Annotated in this window: 20 protein-coding genes and 1 pseudogene; 7 read left to right on the forward strand and 14 right to left on the reverse strand. The window is 58.0% G+C overall.

What is annotated here, in order from left to right:
• Positions 1-5 precede the first annotated feature (5 nt).
• Positions 6-2510, reverse strand: coding sequence for a GcvT family protein (locus ACTYEO_RS03805; protein ID WP_449322388.1), 2505 nt, complete (start codon positions 2508-2510; stop codon positions 6-8).
• Positions 2511-2654: 144 nt separating this feature from the next.
• On the reverse strand, positions 2655-3641 hold the full coding sequence (locus ACTYEO_RS03810; protein WP_449322389.1) for a 2-hydroxyacid dehydrogenase: 987 nt from the start codon (positions 3639-3641) through the stop codon (positions 2655-2657).
• A gap of 149 nt (positions 3642-3790) precedes the next feature.
• Here ACTYEO_RS03810 and ACTYEO_RS03815 point away from each other — a divergent pair, with 149 nt between their 5' ends.
• A complete protein-coding gene (locus ACTYEO_RS03815; RefSeq protein ID WP_449322390.1) occupies positions 3791-4387 on the forward strand; it encodes an SH3 domain-containing protein in 597 nt (198 codons plus the stop codon).
• A 10-nt stretch (positions 4388-4397) separates the two neighbouring features.
• On the opposite strand, the gene ACTYEO_RS03820 is transcribed toward ACTYEO_RS03815, so the two are convergent.
• The 8 genes from ACTYEO_RS03820 to ACTYEO_RS03855 form a co-directional block, all read right to left on the reverse strand.
• On the reverse strand, positions 4398-6416 hold the full coding sequence (locus ACTYEO_RS03820) for a M3 family metallopeptidase (protein WP_449322391.1): 2019 nt from the start codon (positions 6414-6416) through the stop codon (positions 4398-4400).
• Positions 6417-6510: 94 nt separating this feature from the next.
• A complete protein-coding gene (locus tag ACTYEO_RS03825; RefSeq protein ID WP_449322392.1) occupies positions 6511-7566 on the reverse strand; it encodes a HesA/MoeB/ThiF family protein in 1056 nt (351 codons plus the stop codon).
• Entirely contained in the window at positions 7566-8033 is a 468-nt protein-coding gene (dut, locus tag ACTYEO_RS03830) for a dUTP diphosphatase (protein ID WP_449322393.1), read from the reverse strand. The genes ACTYEO_RS03825 and dut overlap by 1 nt, the downstream gene beginning before the upstream one ends.
• Positions 8034-8108: 75 nt before the next feature.
• Positions 8109-9302, reverse strand: a complete 1194-nt coding sequence (coaBC, locus tag ACTYEO_RS03835; RefSeq protein ID WP_449322394.1) for a bifunctional phosphopantothenoylcysteine decarboxylase/phosphopantothenate--cysteine ligase CoaBC — start codon at positions 9300-9302, stop codon at positions 8109-8111.
• Positions 9303-9370: 68 nt separating this feature from the next.
• The gene (locus tag ACTYEO_RS03840) at positions 9371-10189 is read right to left on the reverse strand and encodes a ChaN family lipoprotein (RefSeq protein WP_449322395.1); all 819 of its coding nucleotides are present in this window, start codon (positions 10187-10189) and stop codon (positions 9371-9373) included.
• Between the two features lie 81 nt (positions 10190-10270).
• The gene (gene murJ / locus ACTYEO_RS03845; RefSeq protein ID WP_449322396.1) at positions 10271-11842 is read right to left on the reverse strand and encodes a murein biosynthesis integral membrane protein MurJ; all 1572 of its coding nucleotides are present in this window, start codon (positions 11840-11842) and stop codon (positions 10271-10273) included.
• A 4-nt stretch (positions 11843-11846) separates the two neighbouring features.
• Entirely contained in the window at positions 11847-14675 is a 2829-nt protein-coding gene (locus ACTYEO_RS03850) for a [protein-PII] uridylyltransferase (RefSeq protein ID WP_449322397.1), read from the reverse strand.
• A complete protein-coding gene (locus tag ACTYEO_RS03855; RefSeq protein ID WP_449322398.1) occupies positions 14635-15801 on the reverse strand; it encodes a penicillin-binding protein activator in 1167 nt (388 codons plus the stop codon). Before ACTYEO_RS03855 ends, ACTYEO_RS03850 begins: the two co-directional genes overlap by 41 nt.
• Before the next feature lie 101 nt (positions 15802-15902).
• Between ACTYEO_RS03855 and rsmI the strand changes: the two genes are divergently transcribed.
• The 3 genes from rsmI (at position 15903) to gshB (ending at position 18178) form a co-directional block, all read left to right on the forward strand.
• On the forward strand, positions 15903-16808 hold the full coding sequence (rsmI, locus tag ACTYEO_RS03860) for a 16S rRNA (cytidine(1402)-2'-O)-methyltransferase (protein ID WP_449322399.1): 906 nt from the start codon (positions 15903-15905) through the stop codon (positions 16806-16808).
• Positions 16805-17158 carry a YraN family protein gene (locus ACTYEO_RS03865; RefSeq protein WP_449322400.1) on the forward strand — a complete coding sequence of 118 codons (354 nt, stop codon included), beginning with the start codon at positions 16805-16807 and terminating at the stop codon, positions 17156-17158. Before rsmI ends, ACTYEO_RS03865 begins: the two co-directional genes overlap by 4 nt.
• A 69-nt stretch (positions 17159-17227) precedes the next feature.
• Positions 17228-18178, forward strand: coding sequence for a glutathione synthase (gene gshB / locus ACTYEO_RS03870; RefSeq protein WP_449322656.1), 951 nt, complete (start codon positions 17228-17230; stop codon positions 18176-18178).
• Positions 18179-18196: 18 nt separating this feature from the next.
• Here gshB and ACTYEO_RS03875 read toward each other — a convergent pair.
• The 3 genes and pseudogenes from ACTYEO_RS03875 to cobU form a co-directional block, all read right to left on the reverse strand.
• Positions 18197-19204: pseudogene (locus ACTYEO_RS03875) on the reverse strand (YifB family Mg chelatase-like AAA ATPase); the annotation flags it as partial.
• A 250-nt stretch (positions 19205-19454) separates the two neighbouring features.
• A complete protein-coding gene (locus tag ACTYEO_RS03880; RefSeq protein WP_449322401.1) occupies positions 19455-20036 on the reverse strand; it encodes a histidine phosphatase family protein in 582 nt (193 codons plus the stop codon).
• On the reverse strand, positions 20030-20707 hold the full coding sequence (cobU, locus tag ACTYEO_RS03885; protein WP_449322402.1) for a bifunctional adenosylcobinamide kinase/adenosylcobinamide-phosphate guanylyltransferase: 678 nt from the start codon (positions 20705-20707) through the stop codon (positions 20030-20032). The genes ACTYEO_RS03880 and cobU overlap by 7 nt, the downstream gene beginning before the upstream one ends.
• On the opposite strand from cobU, the gene ACTYEO_RS03890 reads away from it, so the two are divergent.
• Positions 20681-21562 (forward strand): RNA polymerase factor sigma-32, encoded by an 882-nt coding sequence (locus ACTYEO_RS03890; protein WP_449322403.1) that lies wholly within the window; start codon positions 20681-20683, stop codon positions 21560-21562. The two genes, cobU and ACTYEO_RS03890, sit on opposite strands and share 27 nt — an antisense overlap.
• Positions 21563-21623: 61 nt before the next feature.
• On the opposite strand, the gene ACTYEO_RS03895 is transcribed toward ACTYEO_RS03890, so the two are convergent.
• Complete coding sequence (locus ACTYEO_RS03895) at positions 21624-22307, reverse strand: rhomboid family intramembrane serine protease (RefSeq protein WP_449322404.1); 684 nt, start codon at positions 22305-22307, stop codon at positions 21624-21626.
• Positions 22308-22408: 101 nt separating this feature from the next.
• On the opposite strand from ACTYEO_RS03895, the gene trpS reads away from it, so the two are divergent.
• Together trpS and ACTYEO_RS03905 are read left to right on the forward strand one after the other, a co-directional pair.
• On the forward strand, positions 22409-23431 hold the full coding sequence (gene trpS, locus ACTYEO_RS03900) for a tryptophan--tRNA ligase (RefSeq protein ID WP_449322405.1): 1023 nt from the start codon (positions 22409-22411) through the stop codon (positions 23429-23431).
• 96 nt (positions 23432-23527) lie between these two features.
• Entirely contained in the window at positions 23528-24022 is a 495-nt protein-coding gene (locus ACTYEO_RS03905) for a VOC family protein (RefSeq protein ID WP_449322406.1), read from the forward strand.
• Positions 24023-24106: the final 84 nt, after the last annotated feature.

Here is a 24106-nt window from a genome sequence, read left to right on the forward strand (position 1 = left end):
AGGTCTTAACCATTCACGCGGATGGACGCATTGCTCGGATCATAGGGGCTGTCTTCAACCACCTCGGCATCCCAGAGTTTGGTCTGCATCCGAACTTTCAACTTCGTGCCAGTAACCGCCAGATCAGGCCTGACATAGCCCATGCCGATCTGCTTGCCGAAATGCACCGAATACCCGCCCGAGGTCAGACGCCCAACCTTGGTCTCGCCGTCATAGAGCGCCTCGCGTCCCCATGGGTCGGCATCCTCGGGGCCGTCGATCAGAAGCGTCACGCATTTGGAACGAATGCCCGTTTCCAGCATCGCCTCTTTGCCGTGGAAGTCTTTTTCCAAATCGATGAAACGATCCAGACCTGCCTCAAGCGGGGTCGCGTCGCGGCCAAGTTCGGTGCCAAAGGCGCGATAGGATTTCTCCTGTCGTAGCCAGTTCTGCGCCCGCGCACCCACAAGCTTTAGCCCATGCTTTTCGCCCGCTGCCAAAAGCTGGTCCCAGAGGTAGCCCTGCATCTCGATGGGGTGGTGCAATTCCCAACCCAATTCGCCCGTATAGGCCACGCGGATCGCACGCACAGGGCACATGCCCAACTCGATATTGCGCATGGAAAGCCATGGGAACCGCTTGTTGCTGAGCACGGTTTCGGGCTCGGCATCCTTGACCAATTCATTTAGGATATCGCGGGTTTTCGGACCTGCGATCGCAAAAACGCCCCATTGCGTCGTGACATCATGGATGTCGATATAACCACCCCCCTCGCCCATGAAATCTTCGGCCGCTTTCATCAGGAAATCGGCGTCATAAGCGGTCCACGCCCCTGCGGAGACAAGGTAGTATTCATTCTCGGCCAAGCGCACGATCGTGTATTCGGTGCGCGTTGTGCCATGTGCCGTCAGCGCGTAGGTCAGATTGATCCGACCCACCTTGGGCAGTTTGTTGCAGGTAAAGTGGTCAAGGAAATCCGTGGCGCCCGGACCGCGCACCAGATGTTTGGTAAAGGCTGTGGCATCGATCAAACCCGCACCTTCGCGGATCGCTTGCGCCTCATTCTTGGCATAGTCCCACCAAGCGCCACGGCGGAAGCTGCGGCTGTCATGATCGAAGCTTTCAGGCGCATCTTTGGGGCCGTAGTAATTCGGGCGTTCCCAACCATTCACACAGCCAAATTGCGCACCAAGCGCCTTTTGGCGGTCATAGGCAGGGGCCGTGCGCAAGGGGCGGCAGGCTTCGCGTTCTTCATCGGGGTGGTGCAGAATATAGACATGCTCATAGCATTCTTCATTCTTGCGCGCGGCATATTCTGTGGTCATCCAGCTGCCATAGCGCTTGGGATCAAGCGAGGCCATGTCGATCTCGGCCTCACCCTCGACCATCAATTGCGCAAGGTAATAGCCCGTGCCACCCGCCGCCGTGATGCCAAAGGAGAACCCTTCAGCCAGCCACATATTGCGCAAGCCCGGTGCGGGGCCGACAAGCGGATTGCCATCAGGCGTATAGCAGATCGGGCCGTTATAATCGTCCTTCAAACCCACCGTCTCGGAAGACGGGATGCGGTGGATCATGGACATATATTCTTCCTCGATCCGATCCAGATCGAGCGGGAAGAGATCGGCGCGGAAACTTTCGGGCACATCATAGAGGAAGCGCGCAGGCGCGTTGCGCTCATAGGGGCCAAGGATCCAGCCGCCGCGTTCCTCGCGCACATACCATTTCGCATCAGCATCGCGCAGAACAGGATGCTCAGGCTGGCCCGAATTGCGATACTCGACCAAGGCAGGGTCAGGCTCTGTGACGATAAACTGATGCTCAACGGGGATGGCGGGGATCTTGATCCCCAAAAGCCGCGCGGTGCGTTGCGCGTGGTTGCCTGTTGCGGTCACGACATGCTCGGCTGTGATCACTTGCTGCTCGTCAGACGGGATCAGGTTGCCGCCCTTCTCGACCATCTTGGTGACGGTGACCTCCCATGCCTCACCCGTCCAGTGATAGCCATCAACCTGCCATTTCCGCTCAACGGTGACACCGCGCTGACGGGCACCTTTGGCCATGGCTTGGGTCACATCGGCTGGGTTAATATAGCCATCGGTCGGGTGGTAGATCGCGCCTTTCAAATCTTCGGTGCGCACCAAGGGCCAGCGCTGTTTGATCTCGTCTGGCGTCATCCATTCATAGGGAATGCCCACGGTCTCGGCGGTGGAGGCATAGAGCATATATTCATCCATACGCTCTTGGGTTTGGGCCATCCGCAAATTGCCCACCACGGCAAAGCCTGCATTCAGGCCTGTTTCTTCCTCGAGGGTTTTGTAGAACTTGACCGAATAGTCATGAATATGGGTCGTGGCATAGCCCATATTGAACAAGGGCAGCAGCCCCGCTGCGTGCCATGTCGAGCCCGAGGTCAGCTCGTCACGTTCCAGAAGCATCACATCTTCCCAACCCGCACGTGCAAGGTGATAGGCGATCGAGGTGCCAACGGCACCGCCGCCAACGACAAGGGCTTTTACATTGGTTTTCATCGGGGACTCAGAGCTCCGGCAGAGGGATGTGACGTGATCTTGTCATGCCAGAGAGAGGCCCGCCAAGCCCCACCCGCCCGACGCATATCGGCTGGAAAACGACATCGACAGGCACGCGGTCTCATTCCGCCCTTGGCAGCGCCTTTACAACATGGATGGCAAGACCAGATCGGGCGGCCTATGGCCATCATCAAAGGTCTTGATATTGATCAATACCTTCTCGCCCATCTCCACACGTCCCTCCAAAGTGGCTGAGCCCATATGAGGCAGCAAAACCGCATTGGGCAATTCGCGCAGACGGGGATTGATCTCATGGCCATGCTCGAACACATCAAGGCCCGCACCCGCCAATTCAGAGGCGCGCAGCATCCGCGTCAATGCGTTTTCATCAATCACTTCCCCGCGCGATGTATTCACGATCACCGCTGAGGGCTTCATCAGTTTCAACCGACGCGCATTCATCAAATGGAAGGTTGAAGGCGTATGCGGGCAATTGATCGACAAGACATCGATCCGCGCCAGCATCTGATCAAGGCTTTCCCAATAGGTGGCCTCCAGCGCGCTCTCGATCTCGTCATGAAGGCGGCGGCGGTTGTGATAATGGACCTGCATGCCAAAGGCGGATGCACGGCGCGCAACCGCCTGCCCGATGCGCCCCATCCCCAGAATGCCCAAACGTTTGCCGCCGATACGCCCGCCCATAAAGGCCGTGGGTTCCCACCCCGACCAGCGGCCGCCCTGCATCACGGACATGCCTTCAGGCACGCGGCGCAAGACCGACAGCATCAAAGCCATCGTCATATCAGCCGTATCATCCGTCATCACATCAGGGGTATTGGTAACCAGAACCCCACGCTGGCGCGCGGTGGCCACATCGATGTGATCGATCCCTGCCCCGTAATTGGCAATCAGTTTGAGCCGCTCACCCGCCTGCCCCAGCATGCCCGCATCAATGGTATCGGTGATACAAGGCACCAAGACATCCGCACGCTGCATGGCCGAAACAAGCTCCGCCTTGCTCATCTTGCGGTCATCGGAATTAAGCTCGACATTGAAAAGCTCGCTCATCCGCGTCTCGACCGCCTCGGGCAACCGTCGCGTAACGACAACACTCAAGCGCTGTCCTGGCATGTCGCGTTCTCCCTCGCTAGCATTTTGCCGTTGTTCATGACACTCTCTGATCCGCAGGCGAGGTGCAAGAAGAAGGCGCGCCTGCGACTATGAAAGATTTAGGACGCGGTGGAAAAACGCCGCGCGGGATTTGTAGGCGGTAGAGTAGAATGCAGCGCGTGTACCTTATGGTTCTGGCGGGTGTTTTGGGTGTGATGGCTGTCTCGGCCATGGCGCAAGATGTGTCATCGACCGCCCCCCAACAACGGCCTGAAACCTCCGCCTCCGAGCCATCGCCCATTGATATCGCAGTGGCCTCCATGGCCACGCCCGAGCGGCGGGTTGGCCCCGTCACAGGCTACCCAATTCCCCGCTTTGTCTCGCTTGATGCCTCCACGGGCAATGCAAGGCGCGGCCCTTCGCGAAGCCATCGGATCGATTGGGTCTTCCAGCGCCGCAGCATGCCAATGATGGTCGTAGCCGAGCATGGCCATTGGCGGCGCGTTGTGGATCGTGATGGTGCAGGCGGCTGGATGCATTACGCGTTGCTGTCAGGCGCGCGCTCCGCAATCGTGGAGGTCGATCTGGTCGAGTTGCGCCACCGCCCCAGCGCCGATGGATCGCCCCGCGCCCAAGTCGAGCGCGGCGTGATCGGTCGGCTGGCCGAATGCCAGATCGAGTGGTGCCTGATGGAAGTTGGCGGCTATTCGGGCTGGGTGCCCAAAACAGCGATCTGGGGCGTGGAGCCAGACGAAGTCTTCGAATAACGCCTGCCCCTCACGCCACCTTATCCAAGCCACGCCCTTTCAACAGCGCCTCGACACCGGGCATGCGCCCGCGAAACGCGGTATAAAGCGCGTCTGCCTCTTGGCTGCCGCCCGCTGACAGAATGAATGTCTCAAGCTTCTTGGCCATCTCAGGGTCAAACGCGCCACCCGCTTCCTCAAAGGCGGCAAAGGCATCGGCATCCATAACCTCCGACCACATATAACTGTAATAGCCCGAGGAATATCCATCACCCGCAAAGACATGCGCAAATTGCGGCGTCGCATGGCGCATGGTGATTGCCTTGGGCATCCCAATACGCGCCAAAGTCTCGGCTTGGGCGGCCATCGGATCACTTGGGGCGGCCCCGTCATGGAAATCCAGATCAACAAGGGCCGAGGCCACATATTCGACGGTTGCAAACCCCATATCATAGGTCTGCGCCGCCAAAAGCCGCTCCAGCAAATCGGCCGGCATTGGTGCGCCTGTTTCCGCATGGCGGGCATGCTTTTCCAGAACCTCGGGCACTTCCAGCCAATGCTCATAAAGCTGGCTCGGAAGCTCCACGAAATCCCGCGCCACAGAGGTGCCCGAGATCGAGCCATAGGTCACATCCGAGAGCATCTGATGCAGCGCATGACCAAATTCGTGAAACAGGGTGCGCGCATCATCATAGGATAGAAGCGCAGGATCCCCTTTGGCGAAATTGCATACATTCACCACGATCGGGCGCGTCTCGCCGCCAAGCTTTTTCTGACTGCGCATCGCCGAACACCACGCGCCCGACCGTTTGGAGCCTCGCGCGAAATAATCCCCGATAAACACCGCCACATGCTCACCGCCCCGCGTCACCTCCCATGCACGCGCATCTTCATGGTAAAGGGTGACATCCAAGGGGCGGAATTCCAGACCAAAGAGGCGTCCTGCACAATCAAAGCTCGCCTCAATCATCGCATCAAGTTGCAGATAGGGTTTGAGGGCTGCCTCATCCAGATCATGCTCGGCCTTGCGGCGTTTCTCGGAGTAATAGCGCCAATCCCATGGCTCAAGATCGCCATTGATCCCATCCGCATGCATCATGGATGTCAGCACATCGGCATCCGCCTCGGCTTGGGCTTTTGCAGGCTCCCAAACCTGCATCAAGAGATCACGCACAGCCTCGGGTCGGCCTGCCATTTCGGTCTCGAGTTTATAGGCGGCAAAATTCGGATACCCCAAAAGCTTCGCGCGAGCCTCGCGCAAGGCCAGCGTCTCGGCCGCGATCTCGCGGTTATCCGTCTCCCCACCATTGGCACCGCGCGCGGCCCAATCCTTGAAGGCCCGCTCACGCAAATCACGCCTTGGGGAAAACTGCAAAAACGGCACGATCAAAGACCGTGACAAAGTCACAACTGGGCCATCCACCGCTTTTTCCTTGCCAGCGGCATGGGCTGACGCCACGACGAAATCAGGCAGGCCCTCCAGATCAGCGGGTTCAAGTTCCATGAACCAACTGCGCTCATCCGCCAAAAGGTTTTGCGTGAACTGCGTCCCCAACACCGCCAATCGGCCCTTCACATCGGTCAACTGGCTGCGCGCCTCACCTTTTAGTGCAGCGCCTGACCGTACAAAGCTGCGATGCGTCAGGTATAGCACCCGCTCCTGCTCCGCGCTCAAGCCAAGGCTGTCCTTGCGCTGCCATACATCATCAATCCGCGCCCAAAGCGTCTCATTATTGGTGATCTCGGAGGAAAAGGCCGAAAACTTCGGCGCAAACTCACGCTGCAAAGCTTCGCGCGCAGGCGTCGAGTCTGCCCCCGCCAAATTGAAAAACACCCCCGCCACGCGGTCCAACAAGCCATCCGCCTGTTCCAAAGCCTCAATCGTATTGGCAAAACTCGGAGTGTCCGCCTGTTCCGCAATCACCTTGATCTTCGCGCGCGCCTCTTCAAGGGCTGCATCCATCGCAGGTCCAAAATCCTCATCCGTGATCTGCTCGAAAGGGGGCAGTTCAAACGGGGTTTGCCAGTCTTGCAAAAGCGGGTTTGTCATTGGGTCAAATCTCCTTCTCCCCAGAGATAGAGCCAGACCACCCATCTTGCGAGGCCCGCTCCTTCATCTTTCCAAAAATACGACCCTATTCCGCTCAGATATCACCGCAGACAGGGCAATCGGCCTTACGCTTGAGCGTCAGGATGCGCGTCTCGGCATTCAAGCCATCATAAATCAGCATCCGCCCACGCAAGCCCTCGCCAGCACCCGTCAGGCTTTTTACAGCCTCCAAGGCCATCATTGTGCCCACCACACCGGGCAAAGCCCCGATCACGCCTGTCTCGGAACAGGTCGCGGCCATGCTGGGGTTGGGGGCTTGCGGAAAGACGCAGGCCATACAAGGCGCGCCAGCCGCGGGGTCATACAAGGTCACCTGCCCTTCCCAAGCCGAGATGGCGCCGGCCAGAACAGGCCGCCCCGTCGCCACAGCGGCGCAGTTGATCAAGGCGCGCGCCTCCCATGTATCCGTGCCATCCAACACCAGATCATATTCACCGATCAGGTCTTCGGCGATGTCCTCGCTCAAAGCGCGATTATAGGGGCGGATCTCAACACCCGGGTTCAACGCTTTCATCGACATCTCGGCAGAAAAAACCTTGGGCATATCTTGGCGCGCATCGGTATGGATCACCTGCCTTTGCAGGTTCGACAGGCTCACATGATCGGCATCAATAACCCCGATCCGCCCGACACCCGCCGCCGCAAGATACAGCAGAATGGGCGAGCCCAAACCCCCTGCCCCCACGACCAACACCTTGGCCTCCTTCAGCGCCCGCTGCCCCCGTCCGCCAATATCGGGCAAGGTGATATGGCGGGCATAGCGCTCCAATTCCTGATCCGAAAACAGCCCGCGCGCGCGCGGCTCCACCGCAGCATCCCGCGCGGCTTCAATCGTTTCGGCCCTGCCGCGCACCCGCCGCAACACCGTGCGATACCCCAGAAACACACTGCCCAATACGCCCAAAAGCAGCCATTCCCCAAGCGAGCCACCCGTGCTCTCCAAAAGCGGATGCCCCTCGGGCAAGACGACATGCAGCGCCAAAATCGCCAGATAAAGCAGCCCCAGCATATAGAGCCGCGCTTGAACAGGCGCCTTCATCAGATGCCCCAACCCCCAGATCGCCCCTGCAATGATTGCGATCAACACCATCAGCTGCGACCCGTTGAGCCAAAACCACCGCCTCCGCGCGCGGTATCCTCCAAAACATCAACCCGCTCGAAACCCGCCTGCACAACAGGCGCGATCACGGCTTGCGCAACCCTATCACCATGCTGGATATGAAAAGGCTCTGCCCCGAGATTGATCAAAATCACCCCAAGCGGGCCGCGATAATCGCTATCCACCGTCCCAGGCGCATTCGGAATCGATATTCCATGTTTCAAAGCCAGCCCCGAGCGAGGGCGGATTTGCATCTCATACCCCTCGGGGATCGCAACCCGCAAACCCGTGGGAACCAGCTTCCGCTCCAATGGCGCAAGAACAATCCCCGCTGCCCGCTTCTCGGATGGGAAATTCGCGCGCAAATCCGCGCCCGCCGCCCCATGCGTTGCGTAGCTGGGAAGACCGAGCGCCTGATCGGCCCAATCTTCATGCGTCATATGCAATGTGATGCGCATTCTGGCTCTCTTCTCTATCCCATAAATACTCAAAAAAGAGCTATGCCGAACCCGCGCAGGGTCCAGCACTTTTACTCAAATCGCCTCGGAAATCCGCAGGGCCAATCTGCGGGCAGTTTCCGCTTTTGACAGGCGCGGCCATTCCTCGGCCCCTGCATCATTGACCAATATGACCTTATTCTCGTCCCCGCCCATAATCCCCGTCTCGGGCGAGACATCATTGGCAATGATCCAGTCACAGCCTTTGCGCAAACGCTTGGCGGTTGCATTCTCGACCACATCATTGGTCTCGGCCGCAAAGCCCACAACCAGATCAGGGCGGTTGGAGGCGCGTTGCGCGACAGCCGCCAGAATATCGGGGTTCTCGGCGAAAGCCAAAGCTGGCGCCTTGCCGCTGCCGTCTTTTTTCATCTTCTTGTCAGTTGCATTCTCGACGCGCCAATCTGCAACAGCGGCAGCAAAAACTGCCGCATCCGCAGGCAAAGCTGCCTCAACCGCCTCGGCCATCTCATGCGCGGTTTCCACCTTGATCACCTCAACACCAATGGGGGGCGCGACCGTGGCAGGGCCTGTCACAAAACTCACCCGTGCGCCCAGATCGCGCAACGCCTCGGCCAATGCCGTGCCCTGCGCCCCAGACGAGCGGTTGGCGATATAGCGCACTGGATCAATCGGCTCATGCGTGGGGCCAGAGGTCACCAGAACATGCTTTCCCTTCAGCGGCCCATTCCCCAGAGCGGCATCAACGGAATCTATAATTGCAGGCACCTCGGCCATCCGACCGGGGCCGAATTCACCACAAGCCATATTCCCTTCATCAGGGCCGACCACCAGAACACCATCACCCTGCAAACAGGCCAGATTGCGCTGCGTGGCGGGATGCTCCCACATGCGCACATTCATGGAGGGGGCAATCAGCACCCGCTTGTCTGTCGCCATCAACAGCGTGGAGGCCAGATCATTGGCCAGCCCGCTGGCCATCTTTGCCATCAAATCCGCAGTGGCAGGTGCCACCACGACCAGATCAGCGGCGCGGGACAATTCGATATGGCCCATCTCGGCCTCATCGGTCAGATCGAACAAATCGCGATAGACCTTTTGCGCGGCCAGTGCCGAAACCGAAAGCGGCGTGACAAATTCCTCGGAGGCGCGGGTCAGAACTGGCGTCACTTGCGCACCCTGATCACGCAGACGGCGGATCAGATCGAGCGATTTATAAGCGGCAATGCCACCGCCGATGATCAGAAGAATGCGTTTGCCGCTGAGCATGGCCAGTTGTCCCTTTTCCTGCGGCTAGGTTAGGGGCGGGAGCAATGCGGGGCAATGCCGAAATGCGCCTATCGGAAGACCGCGCAAGGGTCGCCACGCTCGGGCGCTGTGGCACTCAGCCATGCATCATAAAGTGCCGCATCTGGCACGCGCCCGTCTTCTGTCTGGCCAAGGCTGAACACGGAAACCGTCGGTGCGGCAAAGCGCAAAAGGCGCGGCGCGCCGATATAGCGACGCGCATGGCCATTGCCCGTGATCACCAGAACTGGCCCACCGACCGTATCCAGCGCCTCCAACACGCGGGCGGCCAGCTCCGCATCGCGCAGGCGTTGCGCCTCAACGAAAGCGGGCAGGATATCAGCGGGAAGCGCGTCACAATGGGCGGCCATTTGCTCGGCCTCACGTGTGGCTTGTTCTTCAGGCGGCAGCGGCTGGTCCAAACCAAACCGCGCGGCATCCCCGTCAAAAGCTTGCGCCGCCCCAAGATCAAAAGCCGCCCGCGCGCTATCGCGGTCCACCCATGCCCCGTAAATCTCAGCATCCGCGGCCATCTCGAAAAGGGGGGCGTAAAACTCGAAATCGGGCCAGCCGGAATTGTCCCAATCCAACATGGCGCGCAGACCATCACGACCACCCTGCGCAAGGGTTGTCGCAACATCACCAGCGCTCTCAGCCGTGATCATCTCAAAGATAAGGGCGCTTGGCGCAAGGGCCAGTGCAATCTCATGCTGGTTGCGATGATGGGTCGGGTTGTCGTGAATTTCGCCCAGAAAGATGACATCAGGCGCGCGATCGGAAATCTGGCGCAGCACATCCTGAACCGTTCCCTGAGCTGAGGCAGAAAAGGCCAGACACGCACATAAAACCTGAAGAACCAGAAATCTCACCAATAAACCTCCCCACTGCCTTTGGGAAAAACCTAGCCCGCGTCGGGAAAAAGCACGAGAATAATTAAGCGCTAAAGCGGATCAACGGCGCAAAGCACCACGAATCTCAGAAAGGTTGAAGGCCCCCAGCAGACGCCCGAAAAGATAGTAGCTGAGAAGCCCAAGCCCCACCAAAAGGACCAATGCAAGATAGCGCCAGCCTTCGGTGCCAAGGCTTGGCCCCAAGACCAGACCTGCAGCCCATAGCACGCCCCCCATTCCGATTGCAGCAAACGCGATCCGCCACAAACGCCTGCGATAGCGTGCATCAAATTGCGCCACCTCGCCCATGGGCTTTACCCCCCGCCGCAACAGCCAAACCATGACCCAAGCCGCAACAGTTGTGCCAATGGCCGCGCCCACAAATCCCAGCACAAAGGCCAGACCAATGGCCACCGCCGCATTCACAACCATTGCCACCACGGCAAAGCGGAACGGGGATTTGGTATCTTCGCGGGCGAAATATAGGGGCTGCAGAACCTTCTGCATCACAAAAGCGGGCAGGCCCGCCCCATAGACAGCAAGTGCAAGGGCCGTTTCCGCCGTATCATCTGCCCCGAAAGCCCCGCGTTGAAACAGCACCGATACCAAAGGCACCGAGATCACGATGAGGGCCACCGCGGCAGGCAGGGTTAGCGCCATGGAAATCTCGCCTGCGCGGCTGAGCGCATCACGCCCACCTGTTGCGTCTTCGGCGCGCAAACGGCGTGATAGCTCTGGCAGCAGAACCACACCGATTGCGATCCCGACAACCCCCAAGGGCAATTGATAAAGCCTGTCGGCATAGCTGAGCCACGCAATCGCACCATCAAAGAAACTGGCCACTTGGCGGCCAACCAGCAGGTTGATCTGCATCACGCCACCCGCCAGCATGGCAGGTGCAGCAATCATCGCGAGACGTTTGATCTCTGGTGTCAGACGCGGGCGACGCGGGATCAGCCTGACCCCTGCCCGTGCCGCCGCGACCCAAAGCAAGACAAGCTGCGCAACACCTGCAATCGGCACACCCCAAGCAAGGATCAAACCCTGCACTTCCTGCGCATTGGCGACATCGCCCGACGACACCATCAGGTGGCCCGCATAGAGTGCTGCCACAAGGATGACATTCAACAAAACAGGGGCGGCGGCAGCCGCCGCAAACCGCCCCGATGCATTCAAAACGCCCGAGGCAAGCGCTGCCAGCGAAATGAACAGAATATAGGCAAAGGCAATACGGCCATAGCTGACCGCCAGATCAAAACGCGCATCCCCCACAAAGCCTGAGGCCATGGCGAAAACCAGCCACGGCATGGCAAGCTGCGCAATCAGGGTGAAGACAATCAGGATCGAGGCCAGCCCCGAAAACGCATCCCTTGCGAACTCACTCGCGTTTTCCTGCCCTTCCAGTTTTTTGGCATAAAGCGGCACAAAGGCCGTGTTCATCGCACCTTCAGCGAAGAAGCGGCGGAACATATTGGGCAAGGAAAAGGCCACCAGAAACGCCTCGGCCACTGGGCCTGCCCCCAAAAACAGCGCGATCATGATATCGCGGGCAAACCCGAACACACGGCTGAGCAGGGTCCAGACCCCAACGGTCAAAAAGCTCGATGCCAATCGGATCGGGCGCGCTGCCATCCGTTCAGCCCCCCGCCCGTTCCGCCACGCGCGCAATCGCGTCACGCAGCTTGCGCTCTAGGCTTTCCTGCCGCGCGCTCGCATGGAGTTTCAATCCGAACATGTCTTTCACATAGAAGGTATCGACCACCTGAACCCCATAGGTCGCGATCACGGCGCTGGCGATATAGATGTTATTATTGGCAAGCGTGCGCGCCAGATCATAAAGCAGCCCCGGACGGTCGCGGGTATCCACCTCGATAATCGTGTAAATCTCCGAGCCTTCATTATCGAAGGTGATATTGGTTGCCACCTCGAAGGGGCGTTCGCGCTTCTTGATCTTGTCGCGCCCTTCCAGCGCAACCGAGGTCACGACCTCGCCCGCAAGGATCTTGTCGATCATGGATTTCAGGCGGGGCAAACGGGCCTCTTCAAAGGGGTTGCCATCCGCATCCTGCACCCAGAACACCGCCGTGGCATAGCCATCCTTGGATGTATAAGTGCGCGCATCAACAACATTGGCCCCAACAAGGCTGAGAGCGCCCGCCAGACGGCTGAAAATGCCCGGATGATCGGCCAAAGCGAAACAGACGCGGGTTGCGTCGCGGTCACTGTCCAAACGCGTATCAACACGGATTTCATTTTCCGAGATTTCGCGCAGCATATTTGCAAAGGTTACATGGCTGGCCAGATCAAGCCCTTGCCAATAGGGCCCGTAATGGCGGTCGATCTCGGTCTTGAGTGCGGGCTTGGGCCAATCGGCCAACTGCGAGCGCAAGGCCTTCTTGCCCTCGCCCTCCAATTTGTCGCGATTGATATCTTCCAATCCCGTTTCAAGCGCATCAGCCGTGCCACGGTAAAGCCCCCGCAACAGCGTGGCCTTCCAATTGTTCCAGACATTCGGCCCGACACCGCGAATATCGCACACTGTCAAAACCGTCAGCAGATCAAGCCGCGCCTTGGTCTTTACGGCTTTCGCGAAGTCCCTAACGGTGCGTGGATCGGCGATATCGCGCTTTTGCGCCATATCCGACATCAACAGGTGATAGCGCACGAGCCATTCCACCGTTTCGCATTCATCAGGCTTGAGCCCCAATCTCGGGCAAATCGAACGCGCCATGCGTGCGCCCAGAATGGAGTGGTCTTCCTTGCGGCCCTTGCCGATATCATGCAGCAGGCTGGCCACGAAAAGCACCTTGCGGTTCACCCCCTGATCCAGAACACGGCTGGCAACGGGCAATTCCTCAACCAATTCGCCGCGCTCGATCTGCGCCAAGGTCGAGATCACCTGAATGGTATGCTCATCCACGGTATAGCTGTGATACATGTTGAACTGCATCATCGCGACGATCGAGGCAAATTCGGGGATGAAAGCCCCCAGAACATTCAATTCATTCATGCGCCGCAAAGCGCGCTCGGGATTGCCGTTTTTCAGCATCAGATTGAGGAAAATGCGATTGGCCTCGGGGTCGCGCCGCATATCGTCATCAATCAGGTCCAGATTGCTGGCGATCATCCGCATCGCATCGGGGTGCAACAGATACCCCGTGCGCAAGGCCTCCTCGAAAATGCGCAGTAAATTGACCTTATCCGATAGGAACTCAGCCTCATCCGCCACGGTCAGACGGTTCTGTTTGACGTCATAACCCGCCTTGACCTTCTTGCGCCGCGAGCGCCCGCGCAAAAAGCCAAGGATCGCAGGCGCGCGCTTGATATGGCTGGCTTCGAGGGCTGTCAGGAAAATGCGGGTCAATTCGCCAACGCGCGTGGCATGGCGGAAATAATCCTGCATGAAATGCTCGACCCCACGGCGTCCGCCATAATCGACATAGCCCATCCGCTCGGCCACCTGCACCTGCATGTCAAAGCTCAAGATATCCTGCGCGCGCCCTCCAAGGATGTGTAAATGACACCGCACCGACCACAAGAACCGCTCGGCCGCGTCGAAAGTATCGAACTCCTCGCGGGTGAAAACATCGAGGCCCACCAATTCTTCGGCACGCGCCACACCATGCTGGTATTTCGCGATCCAATAGAGGGTTTGCAGATCGCGCAAACCGCCTTTGCCCTCTTTGACATTGGGCTCCAGCATATAGCGCTGGCCGCCCTGTTTTTTATGCCGGTCTGATCGTTCTTCCAGCTTGGCCTCGATGAATTCCGAAACTGTGCCTGAGAACAGATCCTTCTCAAGCGCTGCCCGCAGCTCCTCACCAAGTGCTTCATTGCCGGTCAGAAACCGCATCTCGAGAAGCGCTGTGCGGATCGTGAAATCCTCTCGGCCTAAGCGCAGGCATTCCTTGATCGTGCGGCTGGAATGACCCACCTTCAGCCGCAAATCCCACAGCATATAAAGGCTCGACTCGATCACGGATTCGACCCAGCCCGTGACCTTCCAAGGCGTTAGGAAAAGCAGGTCCACATCCGAATGCGGCGCCATTTCACCCCGACCATATCCGCCCACAGCCATCACAGCCATGCGCTGGCCCTCGGTCGGGTTGGGATTGCGGTGAAGCTTTTCAACCGCCACGCGCAGCACTTGGCGCACAAGGCCATCGGTCAGCAATGTATAGGCGCGCGTGACACGCCGTGCCGAAAGCGGGGTGACCGAGAACGCCTCCTCTATCGCTTGGCGGCCATCCTTTTGTGCCTGCGACAAGACCTGCACGACCGCTGCGCGAATTTTCGAAGGATCTGTTTCATCGGCAATCGAGGCATCGATCGCAGAGGCCATGGCCTCTTCGTCAAAAATAGCATCAGCCGGGCAAATCAATTCGCCCGGCGTGGATGGGATGAGGGGGAGGCTGGGGTTCTGTTCAGAAACCGGCACTTCCAAGGATACCTGGGGCGGGGTCAACGACTACCATCTGATTTTCTTGCACCTGAATGACGGCCATGGCGCGTTCATTTGTACCGTCTGCTATCAGGCGGAATACTCCGTTGGCTCCCCTAAAGCCAGAGGAACTCGTCAATTCCGCTCCGCCAAGTCTTCCTTGGGTTGCAGCCGTTTCAACAACGGCACGCATTGCGTCATAGCCGATTGGCGCAAGCACATGGGCAGTTTCGCCATAAGCCGTGCTATACCGTGCCCTGAAGGCCGCATCTGCATTCGGATCGGGAATGGCGAACCATCCACCTTGAAGGCCCGCAATTTCCAAAGTCGCAGGCGGCGTGTCCCAACGGGTCAGGCCAACAAAACGTGTGGCTTCGGTATCGAGCCCGTTCTCCGGCAACAGCTGCGCAAAAAGCGGCAAGGCCCCTGTTGCGTCCGATGTCAGAACAAGCGCATTTGCATCGCCCGCTTGCACTGTTGAGGACACAGCCTCCAATGCCCCGACAACGCCTGCTTGGCTGAATTCATATCCAACCTCGCCTGTCAAAATAGCGCCCGAGCTGGCCACCGCATCGCGCACTGCGTCGCGTGCAATTTCGCCTGCAAGGTTGCGGGCATGCAGGATCACAAAGCGGTTGCGGCCTTGCAGGGTTGTGTACCCAACCATACGGCGCGCTGTATTGGCAAAGGTATGCCCCAGCACAAATACATTGCCACCCGCGATCTCGGTATTATTGGACAGGCTCAAAACATTGATATTATTGCGCGCAACAGCCACCCCGACAGCGGCCGCCGCATCCGAGCGGAGCGGCCCGATAATCACATCCGCCCCTTCCGAAACCGCTTGCTGTGCCACCGTTGCCGCTTGTGCTGCATCCGCGGCTGTCGGGTAGACCGTCAGATTGACCGTAACGCCTTGCACATCCCCCATGGCGAGCCGCGCGGCATTCTCAAGGCTTCGGGCGACAAGATCATCGCCTGCATTGGGTGAGCCATAGGGCAGCAACATCGCCACCTGCACCGTTTGGCCGACACGCGGGCCAGTCGACCCTGTCGTCCCGCCCATTTGACAGGCGGACAAAACAAAGCCCGCAAAAATGAGCAAGGATATCTGCCACGACTTGCGCAGCGCTGACAAAGCGAAGATCATCAATACGTCTCCTAGGGGCACATCAAAGGGGCAGTTCAAATTCGATGGGCAAAACCTAAAGCTTCACCGTCACCAAGTAAACGCCACCAATGGATCATTCGATGAATAACAGCCCAGATGCCTCTCCAGCGACACGCAATACCTCAGGGGCTGCGCAAAAAACCACGCTTGTTCCGGGGCTGTATTTTGTTGCGACACCTATCGGCTCGGCACGCGATATCACCTTGCGGGCATTGGATATTCTTGCATCCGCCGATGTGATCGCCGCCGAAGATACCCGCACTGCGCGCCATCTGATGGAGATACATGGCGTGCCACTCGGCGACAGACCGCTTGTCGCGTATCACGACCATAACGGGCCAGCAGTGCGGCCAAGACTGATCGCAGCACTCAAAGAGGGAAAATCGGTCGCTTATGTGTCTGAGGCAGGCACGCCTTTGGTCGCCGATCCCGGTTTTCCACTGGGCCGCGCCGTGATCTCGGAGGGTCTTGATGTATTCTCCGCGCCCGGCGCTTCGGCCGTTCTGGCAGCTTTGGCGGTTTCTGGCTTGCCCAGCGACAAATTTCTTTTTGCAGGCTTTGCGCCAACATCAAAAGGCGCGCGGCGGACTTGGCTTAAAGAGGTCACAAATGTCGAGGCGACGGTGATATTGTATGAAAGCCCAAAGCGCATTCATGGTTTGTTAGATGCTTTATGCGATGTGATGGAACATGACAGGCAGATTGCGATCTGCCGTGAACTGACAAAACGATTCGAGGAAATCCTGCGCGGCACATTGCATGACATCCAAGAAGCGATCGCGTCTCGCAGCCTCAAGGGCGAGATTGTCTTGGTGATTGATCGCGCCTCAGCGCGTGAGGCGGACGAAGTCGAGGTCGCGACCGCCCTTCGTGATGCGATGGGGCGATTGCGCCTGAAAGATGCAGCCGCTGAGGTCGCGGCCGAATACGGACTGGCGCGGCGGGATGTGTATCAAATGGGTTTGGCTTTGGAGGATGAGGAATGACTGGGCAGGTATCTTACCTCGCGGGATTGGCCGCCGAAGACCAAGTCGCCGAAGACTATCTACGGCGCGGCCATCAAATACTGTCTCGACGCTGGCGCGGCCCATTGGGCGAGATTGATCTTGTGGCGCAAAAAGACGGTGAAGTGGTCTTTGTAGAAGTGAAAAAGGCGCGCAGTTTTGCAGCCGCAGCCGAGAGTCTAACTGCCCGCCAGATCAAACGCATTTATTCAAGTGCCGAGGATTATCTTGGCCGATTGGCAACAGGTCTGAATACGGCCTGCCGCTTTGACGTGGCCCTGGTGAACAATATCGGCCAGATCGATATTTGCGAGAATGCCATTCAAGGGTGATGCTGCGGCATTGAACTCCCTCGCGTCGCGGGCCATGTAGTCTAGAGCACGCAAAACGGGAGAATGCATATGCCCCTCAAGGTCGCGATCCAGATGGACCCTATCGGTCCAGTTGATATTGAAGCGGATAGCACATTTCGGCTTGCCGAAGAGGCGCAGAGCCGTGGGCATGAGCTTTTCTATTATACGCCTGACAAGCTCGCTTATTCAGAGGGTCGGGTAACGGCACGCGGATGGCCGTTGGAAGTTCGCCGTGTCAAGGGTGACCATTTCAGCCTTGGGGCCGAGACCGAGATTGATCTGGCCGATTGGGATGTGGTCTGGCTCCGCCAAGACCCCCCATTCGATATGGGCTATATCACGACAACTCATATTCTTGAGCGTATTCACCCCGACACTTTGGTCGTGAACGATCCTTTCTGGGTTCGCAACTACCCCGAAAAACTGCTGGTCCTCGACTTCCCAGATTTGACCCCGCCAACCACAATCGCGCGCGATCTCGGCACAATCAAAGCCTTCCGCGAGAAACATGGCGATATCATTCTCAAGCCGCTTTACGGCAATGGCGGAGCAGGTGTGTTCCGCCTCGATCCAAATGACCGCAACCTGAATTCGCTGCATGAGCTTTTCACGGGCATGAACCGCGAGCCATTGATCGGGCAGAAATTTCTGCCCGATGTCTCCTCAGGGGATAAGCGGATCATCCTTGTTGATGGCGAACCCGTCGGAGCGATCAACCGCGTGCCTGCCGCGGGCGAAACCCGCTCGAATATGCATGTCGGAGGGCGCGCCGAGAAAATTGGCCTGACCGAGCGCGAGCATGAGATTTGCGCGCGGATCGGGCCATTATTGCGTGAGAAGGGCCAGATTTTTGTCGGAATCGACGTGATTGGCGATTACCTGACCGAGATCAATGTCACCTCACCAACTGGTATTCAGGAGCTTGAGCGCTTTGATGGCATCAATGTGGCCGCCATGATCTGGGAACGGATCGAAGCGCGCCGCCGTGGTGAGGGCTGATTTGCGCCGCGAACGCCGCTAGTTCGATGCGCCGATGAGGCGGTAGCTGACGGCCTCGGCGATCTGATCTGCCCCCACATTTTCTTGCCCCTCGAGATCGGTAATCGTGCGCGCCACCCGCATGACCCGATGATAGCCGCGCGCAGTCAGGTTCAGCTTTTCTGCGGCCCGCGCAAGAAAGGCCTTTCCCTCTGCATCTGGCATGGCGATCTGGTCGAGCAGCTTGCCTTCGGCATCGGCGTTTACCCGCGCGGACACGCCCAATTTCGCGAAACGCGCGCTCTGGATATCGCGTGCGGCCTTCACCCTTTGGGCAATCTGCGCCGAGGTTTCACCGCCTGCTGGCAAATCCAGATCAAGATAGCTCACAGGCGGCACCTCAAGACGCAGGTCAAATCGATCCATCAAGGGGCCAGAAATCCGACCGAGATAGTCGCCGCCACAAATCGGCGCGCGCCCGCAAGCCTGATTGGCATCATAGAGATACCCGCATTTGCACGGATTGGCCGCCGCAATCAGCAGGAAACGACAGGGATAGGTGACATGGGCATTGGCGCGCGCCACAACCACATCCCCCGTCTCGATCGGTTGGCGCAGGGTTTCGAGCACGGTGCGCGGGTATTCGGGAAACTCGTCCAGAAATAAAATGCCGTTATGGGCAAGGCTGATTTCCCCAGGTTTCGCGCCGCGCCCGCCGCCGACAATGGCGGCCATCGACGCGGTGTGATGCGGCGCACGGTAGGGGCGCGTTCGGGATATCCCGCCTTGCGAGATCAGCCCTGCCAAGGAATGGATCATGGATGTCTCAAGCGCCTCGGCCGCGGTGAGATCAGGTAGAAGTCCCGCCAAGCGGGCGGCCAGCATGGATTTCCCCGACCCGGGAGAGCCGACCATCAGGAAATGATGCCGCCCTGCCGCCGCGATCTCCAAGGCGCGCTTGGCCCGTTCCTGCCCGCGCACCTCAGACATGCATTTGGTGCTTTGCGCCTCAACCACCTCACCCGGAATTGCGGGGGGCAGTGGGTTGCGATCGGTCAAATGCCCCAAAAGCTGTGACATCATCGGCGAATGCGTCAGAATAGATCACGGCCGAGCTGACCTCGACAGGGATGTCGAATATCGCGAAAGGCAACCATCCGCGCAAAGACCAACTGGAGTAGGATTTTTGGCCAATCAATAATTTATACGTCATTTAAAAAATTCCTTTGAGAACTGCGCGCCCTGATAAAACCCAAAACTTTCAAGCAGCGCAAATCTCGTTTTCTGATGGATAGGATCAGGGAAGGTGATTGACCCGCTCGATCCGCCAATTTTCGTTTTCATGGATCAGGCAGGTTACCGAAAGCGGGTCCACGACATGCCCGAGCGCTTTATAGGGCGTCATATTTCCTGCGCGCGCAATCTGGGTCATGATCGTGCCCATATGGGCCACTGCGATGATATCGCGGGGTTTATGCGTGGCCATAAGTCGGTCAACCACGGCGGAGGTGCGGCGTTCCACTGCGTTCCAGCTTTCGCCCTCGGGGGCTGCGATATCGCCAGGATTCTCCCAAAAACTGCGGGACAGATCGGGGTCGCGCTCAGCCACTTGGGTGAAATGCAGCCCATCCCATATGCCGAAATCAAACTCGCGGATATCGGGGTCATGCGGCAAACGATTGCGCCCTTGAGACAACCTATCAGCGGTCGTGACCGCGCGATCCAAATCCGAGGAAATAATCAGTGCCTCGGCTGGCAGAAACGCGTTCAAACGTTCAATCGCAGCACTATCTGACAAATCGGCGGGGACATCGCGCCACCCTGTGAAGGCCTTTTGATGGGTCGGGCCATGCCGCACCCAGAACCAGCGTGTTACCATGGGCCGAAGCCTTCGGGCAGATTGCCTTTGAGCACCATCGGCAAGCCAGCAATCACCAAAACCACCAAATCAGCCTGTGCGGCCAAAATCTGGTTGAGTTGACCATGCGCATCGCGAAATTCGCGGGCGAGTTTATTCTCGGGTACAATTCCATGCCCGACCTCATTGGTGACAATGACAGCGGGGTTGGGCATCAACTCCAAAACTTCGCATAATTCTTCGGCCTCGCCTTCCCAGTTGCGGGTCGCGAACATGATATTGCTCAGCCAGAGGCTGGCGCAATCCACCAAGGCCACCTCGTCGCTATCAAGCTGCGCCAATTCCTTTGCCAGCTCCAGCGGCGTCTCGACCGTGCGCCAGCCAAAGCCTGCGCGCGCTTCGCGATGTGCCTCGATCTTGGCTTTCATCTCATCGTCAAAGGCTTGCGCCGTTGCGAGATAGGTTTTGGCGAGACCACTGTCATGCACCATGGCTTCGGCAAAAGCCGATTTGCCCGAAGACGCGCCACCGATGACGAGGGTTATTGCGGGAAGGGCCAAGTTAATTTTCTCCTGAAAGTGATCCAACTCAATAGTCGCTCCGTAATACTCATAGAACCGCAAATCACGCGGGCCAAGAACATCGCCGACCTTGGGGGGTTCAAAATGGCTTTGGATATGAGTAGTGACCACTCGCTTTCGCGCCGTGCAATGAAAGCCGAGTTACTGGATGCAGAAACCGAACTTCGCCTCGCCTATGCGTGGCGCGATCATCGGGACGAGGCCGCATTACACAGGCTGATTACTGCCTATATGCGGCTTGCGATCTCGATGGCATCAAAGTTCAAGCGCTATGGCGCGCCGATGAATGACCTCATTCAGGAGGCGGGTCTGGGCCTGATGAAGGCCGCTGATAAATTCGACCCCGATCGTGGGGTACGTTTTTCGACCTATGCGGTCTGGTGGATCAAGGCCTCAATCCAAGACTATGTGATGCGCAATTGGTCCATGGTGCGCACTGGGTCGACTTCCTCGCAGAAATCTCTGTTTTTTAATCTGCGCCGCGTTCAAGCCCGCCTTGAGCGTGAGGCCCAAGCCTCGGGCGAGCGGTTGGACAAGCACCAGCTGCGCCAGATGATTGCCACAGAGGTTGGCGTGCCGCTGCATGATGTGGAAATGATGGAAGGGCGTCTTTCGGGTTCGGATTATTCGCTCAATGCGACGCAATCCTCGGATGATGAGGGGCGCGAATGGATCGAAACCCTTGAAGATGATGCCGAGCAGGCCTCGGAAGCGGTTGAGCAATCGCGTGATCGCGAAAAGCTACGCCAATGGCTGCTTAATGCGATGAGCATGCTGAATGACCGCGAACGCTTCATCATTCGGGAACGTAAGTTGTTGGATCAGCCCCGCACCCTCGAAAGCCTTGGCGAGGAATTGAAGCTGTCCAAAGAGCGCGTGCGCCAGTTGGAAGCTGCGGCCTTGACCAAGATGCGCAAATCGCTGGAAGCCCAATCCAAGGAAGTGGTGGCCTTCTTCGACGCCTGAGCGAATGACGGGACTATACTAGAAAATGGCGGCGCTTATGTGCCGCCATTTTTCGTAATGCCTAGCGGTTGCGCAGCTTTGCAACCACGCGCGACCAGCCGCCGGGGCTGACCACAAAGGACATCAAGAAGCCCGCGACAAAGCCGCTTAGGTCCGAGACAACGCTGCCGAAATCCCCCTGCAAAAGCGCAAATAGCACTTGGATCGCCAGTAGAATCCCGATGAAGCTAAAGGCGCGATATTGCGTGGCCCCCGTGCCTGCAAGATTCACCCAAAGCAGAAAGGTAAAAGCGCCGATCAAGCCATAAACACCGGGATAGCCGCCAATCAGCGGATAGGGGCTGTTGAGCAAAAGCGTAAAGCCCAAAGCGCCGATAATGGCTGAACCGAAAAACACCACCAAAACGGCCCAAGCGGCAAACACCTCGGCCACCATTTTGCCAATCGCAAGAATGAAGACCGTCACAAACAGCGCATGCACAAAGCCCTGATGGATCAAGGGATAGGTCACAAAGCGGATCAGGAATTCGCTCGGATAGCCGTTATTGGCAATCATCCAATCCACGATCTCGTTAAATACACCGAAATCATTGATCGCCGCCAAGCGCCACCCAACACCGCCCTGCCCGCCAAGCAGGCCTGCCGTGGCCAGTTGAAACATCATCTCAAGGCCGAAAATCACCACCGCCAAAGCGATGATGACCTTGGGCAATTGGTTGAAAGGCGAGACGTTGTAATCTTGCATGATCAGTCCCTTTGGTTGACGCATCCGCGCCCCGTGGGTAAGCGATGCGGCAAAGATTGGCCAGAGGATTGGCCAAGGCAGCCACAAGGATCCTGTGACATATGGGCGAGACGAGTTTTACACCCCGCGTCTTTTCGGGCATCCAGCCCTCGGGCGGATTGACCCTTGGCAATTATCTGGGCGCAATGAAGCGCTTTGTGGATATGCAGGATGCGGGCACGCATGAAACCATCTTTTGTATGGTTGATCTGCACGCCATCACTACATGGCAGGACCCAGAGGCTCTCAAGCGCAACACGCGTGAGTTATGCGCGGGCTTTATCGCGGCAGGGATCGATCCCGAGAAATCCATTCTCTTCAATCAAAGCCAAGTGCCCGAACATGCGCAGCTTGGCTGGGTGTTCAATTGCGTGGCGCGCATGGGGTGGATGGGGCGCATGACGCAATGGAAGGATAAGGCAGGCAAGAATGCCGAAAATGCCTCGCTCGGGCTGTTTGCCTATCCTGCGCTGATGGCCGCCGACATCCTGACCTATCACGCCACGCATGTGCCTGTCGGCGAGGACCAGAAGCAGCATCTGGAACTGACGCGCGACATTGCAAATAAGTTCAACCATGATTTCGGCGTGGAGTTCTTTCCCGTGACCGAACCTGTGATTGAAGGCGCCGCCACGCGGGTAATGAGCCTAAAGGACGGGTCCAAGAAGATGTCGAAATCCGACCCATCTGACGCCAGCCGTATCAATATGACCGATGATGCCGATGCGATTGCCAAGAAAATTCGCAAAGCCAAGACCGATCCCGACCCACTGCCAGAGGCAATGGACGGTCTGAAGGATCGCGGCGAGGCGCGCAATCTGGTCAATATCTACGCGGCCTTGGCCGAGGTGGAGCCGCAGGTGGTTCTGGACGAGCATGCAGGTGCGCTATTTGGCCATTTCAAAATGGCCTTGGCCGATCTGGCGGTGTCCAAGCTCTCGCCGATTTCATTTGAAATGGCGCGTTTGATGGAAGATCAGGCCGAGATCGACCGCCTTCTTGGCCGAGGGGCCGAGCGCGCCCGCGAGATCGCAGCGCCCATTCTCAAACGGACTTACGACATTGTGGGCATGGTCAGCAGCTAAACCTGATCTGTTCATGAAAGCACAAAAGCCCTGCATCTGCGGGGCTTTTGCTTTTTGACGCGCAACTCCAAGTTAGGTGCATAAGGAGTTTTGACCATGAGCTATTCTGCACCCAAGGCCATGACAATTGGCCATGTTCACCTGAAGGTCTCGAACCTCGAGCGCTCCATTGCGTTTTACCGCGATGTGATGGGGCTGGAGCTTCAGGAACGTTTCGGCGATCAGGCGGCTTTTCTTTCCGCGGGTGGGTATCACCACCATATCGGGCTGAACACATGGTCCAGCCTTGATGGCCCGCCTGCCTCCAGACGCAGCCCCGGGCTCTATCATGTGGCATTTCTCTATCCCGATAGGGCCGATCTCGCCTTGGCCTATGCGAATGTCATCAATTCGGGCGTTCGTATTGAAGGCGCGGCTGATCACGGCGTGTCCGAGGCGATCTATTTCAGCGATCCTGACGGAAATGGCATCGAGATTTATTGGGATCGTCCGATGGAAGACTGGCCGCGCCGTGAGGATGGATCAATCGCCATGACCAATGCGCGCCTTGACCTCGACGCGCTTTTGGGGCAAGTACCGCATCCGGCCTGACACTGGGGTCGTTCCTATTAAATGATCGTTAAGTTTGCCGTTATATCAACGGCACTCAACAGCTTTCCAAACGCTTGATGGCGC

The sequence above is a fragment of the Rhodophyticola sp. SM2404 genome, assembly GCF_053570515.1.